Source organism: Bacillus sp. N1(2025), from assembly GCF_053470005.1.
Window position 1 is genome coordinate 1 of the sequence record NZ_JBLTJB010000020.1, and the last position, 15014, is coordinate 15014.

Below are 15014 nucleotides of genomic sequence, written 5' to 3' on the forward strand. Positions count from 1 at the left end.
AAATGCGTCAAGTGACTCGGCCTCATCGAGCTGAAACGGCACGCTGTCATGGATGCGCTGCACCGGTTCGCCGTCAAGCCCCGTTTCAAAGGACGTTCTGAGCGACTCGTGCCGCTCCACAAGCTGCCGGAACGTCTTCTCCAGCCGGCCGCGGTCAAGCGGGCCCGTCAGTTCCAGCACAGCCGGCATATTGTAGCCGACACCGCCGTCTTCAAGCTGTTGGAGCACATACATCCGTTTCTGCGCCGAAGACACCGGATAGGTATCTTGTGTTTTCGCAGGCTGAATCGCTTCATACGGGCTCTCTTCCAAGTCCTGAATGACCGAGGCGAGCTCTTCCACCGTCGGCCGGGCGAAGATGTCCTGTAACGGCACCTGAACACCGAACTCTTTGGCGATGCGGGAGACGAGAGCCGTCGCTTTTAACGAATGGCCGCCCTGCTCAAAAAAGTGATCCCGGATGCCGACGGGGCCGTTTTTCAGCACCTCTTCCCAAAGGGCGCAAAGCTTCATTTCCGTGACGTTCCGCGGGGCGGTGTATGCCTGTCTGTCTGCCGCTCCGCCGGAAGCCGGCAGCGCGCGGCGGTCAAGTTTTCCGCTCGGCGTGACCGGCCATTCGCTCATCTCTATAAACTGAGCCGGCATCATGTAGGCCGGAAGGCGTGTCGCAAGCTCCGCCCGCACGTCATCGCTTTCCCGTCCTTCGATATAGGCGTAAAGCGCGGTTTCGCCGTGTTCGGTCCGGGCGGTGACCGCCGCCTCACGAATGCCGTCGATGCGCCGGATCGCCGCTTCGATTTCCCCCGGTTCAATCCGGTAACCGCGGACTTTCACCTGTCCGTCTGAACGCCCGAGCCATTCGACAAGGCCGTCTTCTGTCCAGCGTGCGATATCGCCCGTTTGATACATGCGCTCTCCCGGATAAAACGGATCATCGAGAAAACGCTCCTCCGTCAGCTCAGGCCGGTTCAGATAGCCCCGGGCCACGCCGGTCCCTGCGATGTACAGCTCTCCTGCCACGCCCGCAGGCTGGATGGTTCCTCCGCTATCTAATACATACAGACGGGCACCCGGAACGGGTTTTCCAATCGGAAGCCGCGTCCGTCCGCTGTCCCGTTTTCGGTCACAGACGTAAAACGCCGCATCAACCGTCGCTTCTGTCGGCCCGTAGCCGTGAATGAGCACGGTCTCCGGCAGAAGATCGGCAAACCGGGCAGCCGTAAGCGGGGAAAGAGCTTCCCCTCCGGCAAACACGCGTGTCAGTGTTCTGCCGAGGCGTGTTCTTGTTTCCTCAGGCTCCGTTTCCAGCGCGTCTAAAAAGCTGTTGACCATCGCCGGAATAAAATGCGCGGTCGTCACCTTTTCTGAGGCAAACGCTTCAATCATCCGCGCAGGATCTTTCTCCCATCCGGCAGGAAGCAGATACACGGAGGCGCCTGACATCGTCCACCAAAACAATTGCCAGATGGAAGCGTCGAAAGAAAAGGATGATTTCAGCACGATGATTTCCTCTTCCGTTAACGGAAACTGCCCTTGCATGCCGGATAAAAAGGCGGCGGCTTGACGGTGTTCAACAGCCACTCCCTTCGGTGTTCCCGTCGAACCGGACGTATAAATGATATAAGCGAGCGAATCAGCATCCGCTTCTTCAGAGACAGCCCCTGTCTCCGTCTCGCCTGTCAGAGCAGAAAGAGACACTTCTAGCGTTTCTCCGGAAAAACCGGAAACGAATAATCCCGGCTGTGCAAGCAGGAGGCAGGCGCCGGAGTCGTCGAGCATATAGCGCAGCCTGTCCTCAGGATACTCCGGGTCAAGCGGCACATAGGCGCCGCCCGCTTTTAACACGGCAAGCACTGAAACCACCATCTCCGGCGAGCGTTCAGCGAGTACGCCGACCATGTTTTCTTTGCGGACGCCTTTTTGTCGGAGCCGAACAGCGAGTCTGTCTGTGTACTGGTCAAGCTCAGCGTACGTCAGCATGCCGCCCGGAAAACGGAGCGCCGGGCGATGCGGCGAAAGCGCGGCGCGGCGGGCAAACAGTCCGTGAAGCGTCGGAGCCGGCGGTTCAACCGTTTCTGTACGGTTAAACGCATCCAGCATATTTCTGGCTTCACACGCATCCAGCAATGCGATCTCGGAGGCGCTCATTTCAGGGTCGGAAATGACTGACTTCATCATATGCCGTAAAAATGTTTCAATATTCTTCATAAAAACACGATCGTATATACCGGTATCAAAGTTTAAGCGGATATAAAGAGAACTTCCCGGAATCACCTTTATGCTGCATCCGTAGTTTGTGACTTCCTCCATCGTGAAATCTTCTACCGCAAAATCAAATGAACCGGCCTGACTCACATTTTCAATTTCACGCTGGGCCGGCACATTTTCAAACACGATAATGTGGTCAAACAGCGCTTGCTTCAAAGGGCTTTGCGCCTGAATGTCATACAGCGGATAATAGCTGTACGCTTCTGCTTGCAGCGTCTCCTGCTGCAAATGCCTGACGAGCTCCAGAAAAGAAAATGAACCGCTTTTCACCCGCACGGGAATCGTATTAATAAACAGTCCCACCATTTTTTCCACGCCTGCGAGATCCGACGGCCGGCCGGAAACGACAGAACCGAAAACGGCGTCATCACAGCGGCTGACACGCTGCAGCAAAATGCCCCACAGTGCCTGGAACACTGTATTCAGCGTTGCTCCCGCCCTTGCCGCAATGTTCTTCAGCTCATTTGTCTGCTCTTCAGAAATGGTGAAAACCGCCTGCTCAAGTTCGCCATTTGGTTCCGCGGATTTTTTCGGAAGAGACGCCGATTGCTCAAGATCGGCAAGTCTCGTTTTCCAAAAAATCTCGGCTTCTTTACGATCCTGCTTCATGAGCCATTTAATATACTTTCCATATGGCTGAACAGGCTCGAGAGACGGAAGCCGTCCGTCTCCGAGAGATTGATAGATCATCAGAAATTCCTTCATGACAATTCCGAAGCACCAGCCGTCCATGACGATATGATGATGGCTCCATATACAAACATAGCGTTCGGGCGCTTTTTTCAAAATGGAGACTCTCATGAGAGGGTCTGATTGCAAATCAAAGCCTTTATCTTTATCTTCTTTTCTGAACCGGTCGGCATATTTGTCTTGTGCCTTCTCGTCCAAATGAGAAATATCATGAAACTGAACGCGGCTCGGCCTGTTTTTCAACACGACTTGGCGGGGCTTCGCCACATTCTTATGAATAAATGTCGTACGGAAAATATCGTATCGTTCAAAAACAGCATCTATACTTTTTTGGAATCGTTCCCGGTCAAGCTGTCCGTTGATCGTAAACACCGCTTGTTCGAAGTAGGCTCTTGAGTCATGATCCAACAGAGAATGAAAAAGCATGCCCTCCTGCATAAAAGATAAAGGATATATATCTTGTATTTCCGGTTGCTGCCCCATTGCGCCACTCCTTTTCTATAGTTTGTTGACGGCTCCCATAATGTCACTCAGATCTTCCAGCGTTAACTCCTCGTCACTGAAATCAGCGGCGCTCCATTCACGCTCCTCTTTGCCTGTGCAATGCGTGATGATCTGCTTGAGAAAGGCATGAAAATGTCCCGTCAAAACTTCAATCGTTTCTTTTTGATACTGAAAACGGTTGTACACGACATGCATGCTGAGACATTCCGACGATACGGAGCCGCTGATATCAAGTGTGTACGGACGTTCCCAGTCCGGGCTGACTTCATTTCCCGCTTTTACGGGAGAAACACTAAAGCCGCTGGAACGGATCTCCCTGTCAAACTGCCCCAGATAGTTAAAACTGATTTCAGGAGAATCAGATTCAGTTTCTTCCCAGAGTTTGCTTATATATTTCAGCACCCCGTATCCCGCTCCTTTATGCGGAATGCGGCGCATCATGTCTTTTGTCCGTTTAATGTGATAGCCGAGCCGCTCGCCGTCATCAGCCTGATCTTGAAAACTTGCGTCAACCAATACCGGATAAATTGACGTAAACCAGCCGATGGTTCTGCTGATATCAAGATGTTGCAAGTGCTCTTCCCTTCCGTGGCCTTCCATGCTGATTTTGAATGTCTCGTTTCCGGTCCATCTGTTCAGCGCAAGGCTTAACGCGGCAAGTAATAATTCACCCGTCTCTGTTGTGTATGCTCTGTTTGCTTCCGTTAACAGCTGCTCAGTCTCCTGTTTTGTCAATGTAACGGTCATCACATCTGAATCTTTCAGAAGATTGGAAGAGGTGCGGGCATCTTTCGGAAGCGGTTCGACCGCCGCTTTTTCTCTTTCGGACCAGTAGTCTGCTTCCTGTAACAGCCGGCGGCTTTTTGCATAATCAGAGATTTGCTTCGCGTAAGTCTGATAGGAATCGGTTTTTGCCGGGAGCGCGGCTTCTTTTCCTTCGAGCGCCTGCCTGTAGCACGCGGTGAGATCTTCAAATAAAATCCGCCATGATACACCGTCAATGACAAGGTGATGAATGGAAAGCAGCAGATGATCGCCACCATTAGCGTGAAATAATCCGACAGCTACGAGCGGCCCCGTCTCCAGCCGAATGGAAGTTTGAATACGGGCGGCCGCCTGTTCAATTGCGGCGTGCTCCTCTTGTAATGAACCTTTCTCTCTCACGTCATGCGTTTCAAACGTAAAGAGTTCTTCTTCAGAAAGGTCTGCCGCCCTGTTGTATTGAATCACCGATCCGTTTTGCGTGCCGCATATCATCCGTAATGCGTCATGATGAACCGCGAGCTGTGCCAGCGCCTTTCTCATGGCGATTTCATTGATTCTGTCCGCACTGCGGAGCATAACGGACTGATTAAAATGATCATGCGGCAATGATTGCGACAAGAACCAGTGCTGTATCGGCGTCAGCGGCACGTCTCCCGTGACGGGATCCTGATCAATCACGCGGCGGACTTTCCGGAGCCGCATCGATACTTCTCCCAGTGTCTGATGCTCGAACAGCTCGCGGACGGTCGTTTCATAGCCCTGCTGTTTCAGCCTCGCACATACTTGCAGCGCTTTAATCGAATCCCCGCCGAGATGGAAGAAATGAGCATTGGGACCGAGGCCTTCAACACCTAAGAGTTCTTCCCAGATGTCAGCCATCATTTCTTCAGTTTCATTTCTCAGGCTGATATCATCTCCAAGGCTATCATTTAATTCAGGCTGCGGGAGCGCCTTCTCGTCCAGCTTCCCATTCGCCGTCAAAGGAAGTTCATCAAGCTCTATCAAGCGGGCGGGAATCATATATTCCGGCAGAAAAGCTCTGAGAGAGGCCTGAATCTCTGCTTCTTTTATCTTTTCGTTTCCGTGTAAGACCGCGTAAGCGTAAATGGAGTGCTGACCGTGCTGATCAGCACGTGTGATCACGGCGGCCTCTTTCACGGAGGAAAGCTCTTGCAGCGCTGATTTAATTTCTCCCAGCTCAATTCTGTGGCCTCTGACTTTTACTTGCGCATCTTTCCGCCCGACATATTCCAGCTCGCCATTTGAGAGCCTTTTGGCGATATCGCCCGTCCGGTAGAGCCGCATGCCGGAAACGTGCGAATTCGTGATGAAACGGGAGGCGGTTAAATCATCCCTGTTTACATACCCCCTCGCGACGCCTTCCCCGCCGATATAAAGCTCACCGGGAATTCCGATCGGCTGCGGATTCATATAAGCGTCCATGACAAAAGCATGAAGGGTTTCCAGCGGTCTGCCGATATTGCTTTTGTTTCTCTCAATATCATCCATATTCAGTTTTTTGCATGTGACGTGAACCGTGGTTTCCGTAATGCCGTACATATTAACAAGCTCCGTCTCCGGGTACTTCTCTTTCCAGCTTTTCAGCATGCCGGGCTGAAGCGCCTCTCCGCCGAAAACGACATATCGAAGCTTCAGCTTGTCCGTATGCCCGGCTTCTTCATGAATGAGTCCGGAAAAAGCCGTCGGCGTTTGGTTCAGCACCGTTACGCCTTCACTTTGCAGCAGCTGCCGGTACAAATGCGGATCACGGGCTGTGTCTTTCGGCACGATGACTACCTTTCCGCCGTATAAGAGCGCGCCGAATATTTCCCAGACAGAAAAATCAAAGCAATAGGAATGGAACAGCGTCCAGACGTCTTCAGAGCCGAAATCAAACGGCAGTCCTTTATGTGTGATAAGGCTGATGACATTGCGGTGTTCCGTCATAACGCCTTTCGGTTTTCCGGTTGTGCCCGATGTGTAAATCACGTAAGCCGGCTGTTCAGGCGTTATCATTTCTTTCGTTCTGTCTGCTGAAACGGATTCAGGCTTATCGATGTATAATACCGGCAGCCCGTCCATTCCGGATATCCCAAGATCCGATTGCGTCAACAGAGCACGCGCGCCGCTGTCAGTCAGCATAAATGAAATCCGCTCGTCCGGATAGTCAGGATCAATCGGCAGATAAGCTCCTCCCGCTTTTAAAATACCGAGAATCCCAATCAGCATATCCGGAGATCGTTCGGTCATAATTCCGACAATCTGTCCGGAGCGGATGCCGTTTTCCGACAGCATATCGGCGATTCGATCCGCCTTTTTATTGAGCTCGCGGTAGGTGAGACGCTCATCAGACATGACGGCTGCAATTTGATCCGGCATTTTTTCCGCCTGTGCTTCAAATAAACTGACGATCGTTTCATGCCTCGGATACTCCGCCGTTTGATTTTCCGCTTGAAGAAGCATCTGCCGATCGTTTATGCCCAGCAAATGAATGTCAGACAGCTTCCGCTCATCATGCGATGCGATTTGTCCTAAAAGCTCTTTAAAATGACCGGCCCACCGTTCGATCGTACCTTTTTCAAACAACGCGGTACTGTATTCAAAATGAAAATCCAGTGAGCCATCCGGCCGTTCCTCGGCATGAAGCGTCAAGTCGAATTTTGAAATGTCATGTTTCACTGCATGTGAAGAAACGGCTAAGCCCGGAAGGTTCACTTCGAAATCATCACTGTTTTGCAAAACGAGCATGGCATCAAACAGCGGATTGCGATTGACTTCCCGGTGTGTATCAAGCTTTTGGGCAAGTTCTTCAAACGGGAAGTCCTGATGTTCGGCCGCGCCGAGGGCGAGCATTTTCACCTCTTCTAAATAAGCGCGGAATGTCTTATCCCCTTTCGGCCTGCTTCTCATTGCCACGGTATTTACAAACATGCCGATGACCCCGTCAAGCTCAGCGCGGCTTCTGCCGGCCGCAGGTGAACCGACGACAATGTCTTCCTGCCCGCTCAATTTAGAAAGGAACAAGGAGTAGCTTGCCAAAAGAATCATATACAGCGTCGAACCCGTCTCATCCATGAGCCGGCGTAAATTCTCCGCCGTTTCCTTTTGAAGGCGCGTTCGAACAACGGACCCGCTGAAATCAGGAAGCTGCGGGCGCTTTTTATCGAGCGGCAGATCAAGTACGGGAATGTTTTCCCCGATCGTCTCCAGCCAATAACGCTCATGTCTTTTGAATTCTTCAGCGGCAAACCGCTCATGCTGCCAGACGGAAAAATCTTTGTATTGGAGTTTTAACGGCCGCAACTCTTTTCCTCTGTATAAATCCGTCAATTCTTGAATCAGAACGCTCATTGACACACCGTCTGCGATAAGATGATGCATATCAAGCAGCAGAAAATGACGTTCTTCAGTGACTTTGGCTAAAGTCACTCTCAAAAGCGGCGCTTTTTCCACATCAAACGGTTTGACGAAAGTTTCCATCACCTCTTGAAGAAGGTTCCCGGATGGCATGTGAATCTCTGTGAGGTCAAGATCGACATGTGCATGTATGTGCTGCATCGGCTCCCCGTTTCGTAAAACAAATGATGTGCGTAACGCTTCATGCCTTTGTAACAGCGCTGAAAAGGCTTCATGCAGACGATCCCGGTTGAGTCTGCCGCTCAGTTCCAGACAAGCGGGCATATGATAGCCCGTGCTGTCCGCCGCAAGCTGGTGAAGGGCATAGAGCCTTTTTTGTGCAAAAGATAGCGGGTACAAGTCCTTTGCCACAGCAGGCGTGATTTCTGCATATTCTCCTCTTTTCCTCTGTTCAAGGAAGCGGGCCATGCTCTCGATTGTCGGATGTTCAAAAACATGGCGGACGGCAAGCTCAATTTGCAGCCGTTTATGTATGTTTGAAACAAGCGACGCGGCTTTCAGCGACTGTCCGCCGATTTGGAAGAAATCATCTCTCGTACTGATGTGTTCCCGTTTCAGCACTTCTTGCCAAATAGACAGCAGCTCAGTTTCAAGCATTGTGCGCGGAGCTTGATAATCACCGGTTCTCTCAGCTTCTTTCGGCTCAGGAAGTGCGGCCCGATCAAGTTTTCCGCTCACAGACAGCGGCATCTCCGTTAATTTGGTAAAGCTCCCCGGTATCATATAAGCAGGTAATCTCCCGGCCAATTCGGCATGAGGGTCAAATGTCACACCTGCGTTTTCCAGTACGACATAAGCTGCAAGCTCCTGTTCCCCGTCCGCCGCTTTGCGCACGGTGACTGCCGCCTCTTTTACCCCGGACAGACTTCTGAGTGCCGTTTCGATTTCTCCTAATTCAATTCTGTAACCTCTTATCTTCACCTGATCGTCAAAGCGTCCCATATATTCAATCGTTCCATCCGGTAAAAATCGGGCTGCATCTCCCGTTCTGTACAGCCGTTCACCTTCACGAAACGGATGAGGGGTAAAGACTTTGTCCGTCAGCTCTTTTTGCTGAAAATATCCGTCCGCCAGACCTTTTCCGGAAATACACAGTTCACCGACGGCTCCGACCGGCTGCAGCCGATCTCCGTGCATCATATAGACAGAAGTGTTGGCGATCGGGCGCCCGATCGTAATCCGGCTGCTTTTTTGCAGGTTGCGCAGAATCGTCGTGGCTACACTGTTTTCCGTCGGACCGTATTCATTCAGCAGCTCGGCATTCGGGCATATGCCGCGGCTCGCTTCCACGATATCAGGAGTGGCCGCTTCCCCGGCAAATGTCACCGCCCGAAGCGTCTGCGCATCCTTTTTCGTCAGCGAATCAAGCAGAACGCGATACAGAGACGGAACGATCAGAAGATGGCTCACCCCGTGGCGGGTAATTTTCTGTTTTATTGAAAGGACGTCTTTCGCATCATCTTCATCAGTTAACAATACACAGGCGCCGGACAGAAGCGGAGTGAAAAGACTCGTTAATGACCCGTCAAATACGTATGAAAAAAGATGAAGCGCTACGTCCCCTTCTGTCATCCCGTATTCTTCACGCCGCCATTGCAGTGTATTGCTGATCGCTTTGTGTTGTACAAGCACCCCTTTCGGCCGGCCTGTCGTTCCGGAGGTGTAAATGACATACGCCCAATTTCCGCTGTCAGATACCGGCGGAAGCGGTGCAGTCTGCTGGGAAACCGTTTCCTCCATGATGACGACGCTGCCCTTAAAATGCGGCGGAATGAGGGGCAGCAGGTCTTTTTCAGTCACGAGCAGTGAGGCTTCACTGTCTCTCAGTAAAAATGAAATCCGTTCAGGCGGAAATTCCGCATCAATCGGCATATAGGCGCTGCCCGACTTCCAAATTCCGAGCAGAGCGGCAACCGTACTCATTGATCGGCGCAGCATAACAGCGGTGATCTGGTCGGGGCGTGCGCCTTTTTCCCTTAACGCATGCGCAATCTGATTCGCCCGCTGATTTAATTTCTTGTAGCTCCAGCTTACCCCGTTATATCTCAACGCCTCTTGATCAGGCGTTTTTGCCGCCTGTTCTTCAAACAGCCCATGAACGGTTGTCTCAGGGTACGGACGGTTCGTTTCGTTAAACGAATGAATCAGGGCTTCTTCCTCCGGAGGCACGAGACTGATGCTTGATAAAAGCCTGTCCGGATCTTCCGTTACACAGGAGATGACCTCCAGAATATGCCCTTTGATCCGTTTCATGTCTTCCCGATCGTAGATGCCCGCATTGTAGCTGAATTTCACATAAAACTCTTCTCCCGGAACGATGACGACGTTAAGATCGTAATTGGTTTCTTCCGCCATCGAAAAGTTTTCAAGTGAGAGCGCACTGCTTTCAGTTTGCTGCCAGCCGTTTACCGCAGCCTGCATTTGAACCGGATAATTTTCAAAGACAAGGATATGGTTCAAGAGATCTTTTTGCAGACCGCTCTCGTTTTGAATGTCATAAAGCGGATAATAGCTGTGCTCTTCCGCAGCAAGTGACTCTTTTTGCACCTTTTTGAGAAGAGAAGAAAAAGTCATATCACCAGCCGCGCGCACCCTTACCGGCACGGTATTGATAAACAGTCCGGCCATGGATTCGATGTCGGCGATAGCTGACGGCCTGCCGGAAACAACTGAACCGAATACCGCATCTTCAGTGCCGTTGTAACGATGGAGAAGCAGTCCCCAAATGCTCGTAAACAAAGTATTCAGCGTGACCCCGGTGCTTCGGGCAATGTCTGTCAGCTTTTGCACGGTTTCAGACTCAAGGAAAAATTGAAAATGCTCAGATGCATAACCGTTTTGCGCCGGCTTATTCTTCGTTTGCGGGACGGAAACGACATCTCCGTAATCTTCCAAGCAACGCGACCAGAACGCTGACGTTTCTTCTTTATTCCGGCTTCGGAGCCATTTGATATAAGAGCTGTAAGGAGCCGGACTGCCGAGGTTTACAGGCCGCCCGTTTCGGATCGCATAATACATGCTGAAGAAATCTTTCAGCACAATGCCCAAGCTCCAGCCGTCCATCATAATGTGATGATGAGTCCAAACGCATGTATGGCGGTTTTCTCCTGTTTGAAAAAGAGTCAGGCGCATTAAGGGGCCTTTTTGCAGATCGAACCCCTTATGCCGGTCGGTTTCCTTGAATTTGTCAATGATGCTTTGCTGCCGTTCTTCCGAATAGTCTGAAATGTTCTCAGTCTGTACGGCTGTGTCACGGCGTGAAAGGACAACCTGCTGCGGACCTTCAAGGTCAGGCACTTCTTTTATGAAAATCGTTCTGAAAATATCGTAGCGGCTGACAAGCATATCCAGACTTTTTTGGAATGTATCAAAGCATAAATCCCCGCTGACTGTAAACGAAATCTGCTCGACATATGCGTTTGATCCGGAATCCAGGAGCGAATGAAACAGCATGCCTTCCTGCATATATGATAAAGGGTAAATATCTTGAATTTCTGTCGCTTGTGTCACGAATGCCACACACCTTTTTATGAAATTAAAGTCCTTTTACGAGATCTTCAATGCTTGATAGTGCTTGAGCGGTCAATTCTGTATGGCTGTAATCCGTTAATGTTTTTTCCCGCTCTTTCTTGCCGGAACAGTGGGCGATGATGTCCTCGAGGTGAGTATGGAAACGATTCATGAAGAACTCGATTGCCCCCGGTGCAAATACATTTGTATAAACGGCTTTTACCTCCAGTTGCCCGGCCGCCACCATCGCGTTAATATCCAGATCAAACTCGCGGATGCGCCCGGCCGCTATATCATGCTGCGGCTTGAACGGTGACATCTTCAGCGTCCCCTCAAGACCGTCAAACGCACCGAGATAGTTAAAGCTTATTTCTGGGTCTTTATAAAGAATGTTTCGCGAATATCTCAGCAGTCCGTAGCCGGTTCCGTGATGAGGAACCCGTCTCATCATGTCTTTTACCGTCTTTATGCGGTGAGCGGTTTTTTCGCCTGAGCCGCCCGGCACTCTCATATCCAAAAGCACCGGGTAAACAGATGTAAACCATCCTGCCGTTCTTGACATATCAATGTCAGGAATATGCCCCTGGCGCCCGTGCCCCTCAGTGCTGATAAGGATCTGTTCAGAACCCGTCCACTCATGAAGCGCCATTCCAAGCGCCGTTAAAAGCAATTCATGAACATCCGTTCCGTATGCCTGCTGTGTTTCCAACAGCAGCTGTTTCGTGACTTCGCTGCTTAATATCCACGATGCAGTGCGCGCGTTTTCCTGCAATCGTCCGGCGTTTTCATCAGTTATTTTCGGCAGCGGCGCTGTTTCACCAGACATCACGCTGTCCCAGTATGCGGCTTCCTCCAGCAATACTTTGCTCTTGGAAATGTCAAAAAGCTCTTCGGCATACTTTATATAAGAATCGCTTTTCGGCGGCAGTTCGATTTGTTTGCCTTCTAATGCCTGCTGATAAGCTGTCTGCAGATCTTCAAGCAATATCCTCCATGACACGCCGTCCACGATAAGATGATGAATCGTTATAAGAAGATGGTCGGCTTCCTTCTGCCGGAACACTCCGAGATGAAGCAGAGGGCCTTGATCAAGGCGCATAGCCTGCTGTATTTCTTCTTCCTCAGCGGCTATCCGTTTTTCGGGCTGCGTTTCTTCTGAAATATCTATGACGTTAAGCGTAAATATTTCTTCATGCTGCTTTGTGATTCCGCGATTATATTGAACGGCTTCCCCATGCTCATTTTCAGTGAAAGTCATTCGCAGCGCATCATGATGTTCTGTCAGCGCGCAAACCGCCTGGTACAGCGCATCTATTTGGAGGCTGTCTTCAGTGCACAGCATGACTGATTGGTTATAATGAAGCTCAAACGCACCCGGCTCCTCAAAAAATCTCTGCTGGATCGGTGTCAGCGGAGCGCTTCCTTCTATCGGCCCCTGATCAGCCGTTGCAACAGCCGGCGTGAGGTGCTTCGCGAGTTCTGCAATCGTCGGGAACTGAAACAAATCGCGGATCGACATGTTCCAGCCTTCTCCGGCGAGTCGGGCTGACACTTGAAGCGCCTTAATGGAATCTCCCCCAAGCTCAAAGAAAGAGTGATGAATTCCCGCTTTCTGAATATGAAGCACATCTTCCCAAATCCGGCATAACATCGCCTGTTTTTCATCGCCGGGCGCGACAAATGCCTGTGATGAATGTATCTGTTCTGCCGGTAATGCCGATTTATCAAGTTTGCCGTTCAGTGTCAGGGGCATGCTGTCTAAACCGATAATATGAGACGGCATCATATAAGCCGGAAGCTCCTGCATAAGAGACTGGCGGAGTGATGAGATATCGGCCTCTTTAGGAACGATGTATGCCGCTAATCGGGCTTGTCCTTCGGCATCTTTCATCACGGTAACAGCCGCTTCTTTGACTTGATCGTGTTTCAAAAGCACACTTTCTATTTCTCCCGTCTCAATTCTGTATCCTCTGATTTTTACCTGCTTATCAATCCGCCCTTGAAAACGAAGAGTGCCATCCGGCAGCCAGCAAGCCTGATCTCCGGTTCTGTAAAGCGTTTCTCCCGTTTGTAACGGGTCACTGAATGCGTCCTCTGTCAGCTCAGGCTGTCCCCAATATCCTTTGGCGACGCCGGCGCCCCCGATATACAGCTCTCCGAAAACGCCGATCGGCTGAACCTGTTTGTCTTTGTTTAAGACGTACATTTGTACATTCGGAAGCGGAACACCGATCGGCACTTCATCTTCCCGCGGCTTTTCGCTCATTTCGGCTTCATAATACGAAGAATCAATTGTCGCTTCTGTTACACCGTAGCTGTTAATGATCCGCATTTCTTTTCCGAAGCGTTCTTGAAGCGTATAAAAATCCTGCGACTTGATCATATCTGAACCCAGTACAAGTATTTTTACACTTTGCAGCGCGAGCTTCCGGCGATATATATATTCCATAAACGGAACAATCAGCGCGGGTGTCGACTCCATAAACGTGATACGGTGCTGATCAATGAGCCGATAAAGCTGTTGTGGCTCAAGCCGGACGTCATCCGGACAAATGACAAGCGTTCCCCCGTTTAGCAGGGCGCGTGCAAGATCCCCTGAAAATACATCAAATGAGAAACTCGCCATCTGCAGCACTCTGACCGGTATAAGATCAAGCTCATAAATCCTGCGCCATGCAAGTGCTGCATGCGTAAAGCTGCGATTTCTGACTTCGACTCCCTTCGGCGTTCCCGTTGTCCCCGAAGTATATATGATATATGCAGTATCATCCGGTGACGCTGCCGGCTGAATATTCTTTGCACAAATATCGTATTGATCTTCATGATCAAGCTGAATGAGAAATAAATTGTTATCCGTCAGCTGTGAAGCAAGTTCTTTGTATTCTGACTGCACCATCAAGACGGATGCCGCGCTGTCTTTTAATAAATAGCGAATCCGTTCCTCGGGATAATGGGAGTCAACCGGTATATACGCCCCTCCCGATTTCATGACGGCAAGAACACTGGCGATCGCTTCAATCGAACGGTTTGCCAATATAGCTGCTCTTTTTCCCGGACCGAATCCATTTTTGTGTAATGTTCGCGCAAGCCGATTTGCCCGCTCATTAAGCTGCGAATAGCTGATCTGTTGTGCTCCTTCAATAACAGCGGTCTGATGAGGCGTTTCTTCTGCTTTCTCTTCAAACAACTGGTGAAACAGTTTGTGTTTTTCCATGAATTCGGTTTGTGTGTTATTAAACTCAATCAGTAACTTTTGTTTTTCTTCTTCATCCAAAATGTCAGCTTTCGATAGTATGACTTCCGGTTCGGCGGCAACATGGCGCAAGAGATTCAGTAAGTGGCCCATCCATCGTTCAATCGTTTCTTTCATAAAAAGCTCGGTGCTGAATTCCATTTCAAAGCGGATGTTTCCATCGGATTCAGCCGCTGATAAGGTCAGGTCAAAACTTGATACATCATGTTCGGTATGCTCTGATCGTGACGCCTTCAGACCGGCCAGATTTATCTCCTCTCGCTCCATATTCTGAAGAATAAACATCGCATCAAACAGCGGATTGCGGCTCATGTCCCGCTGCACGCTGAGCCGCTCCACAAGCTCTTCAAACGGGTAGTCCTGATGCTCATACGCCTCAAGCGCCGCCTGGCGGACTTCCGCCAAGTAATCGGTAAACCGTTTGTCTCCTTTCGGCTCCGTTCTGATGGCCAGCGTGTTGACGAACATGCCGAGAATCGGTTCAAGGTCTTTGTGCGGACGCCCGGCAATCGGCGAGCCGACGATGATGTCTTCCTGACCGCTCAATCTCGCGAGTAACGTATTGTACGCGGCGAGAAGCACCATATACAAAGTGGAGCCGTGATCG

3 protein-coding genes are annotated in these 15014 nt (G+C 50.5%); all 3 read right to left on the bottom strand.

The features are described from left to right. The coding region (locus ACNFN4_RS21920; protein ID WP_448200472.1) for a non-ribosomal peptide synthetase at window positions 1-3441 on the bottom strand (3441 nt) is incomplete at its 3' end. A 15-nt stretch (window positions 3442-3456) separates the two neighbouring features. Next, a complete protein-coding gene (locus tag ACNFN4_RS21925) occupies window positions 3457-11154 on the bottom strand; it encodes a non-ribosomal peptide synthetase (protein ID WP_100261832.1) in 7698 nt (2565 codons plus the stop codon). A 25-nt stretch (window positions 11155-11179) separates the two neighbouring features. Then, a partial coding sequence (locus tag ACNFN4_RS21930) for an amino acid adenylation domain-containing protein (RefSeq protein WP_448200473.1) occupies window positions 11180-15014 on the bottom strand: 3835 nt, incomplete at its 5' end.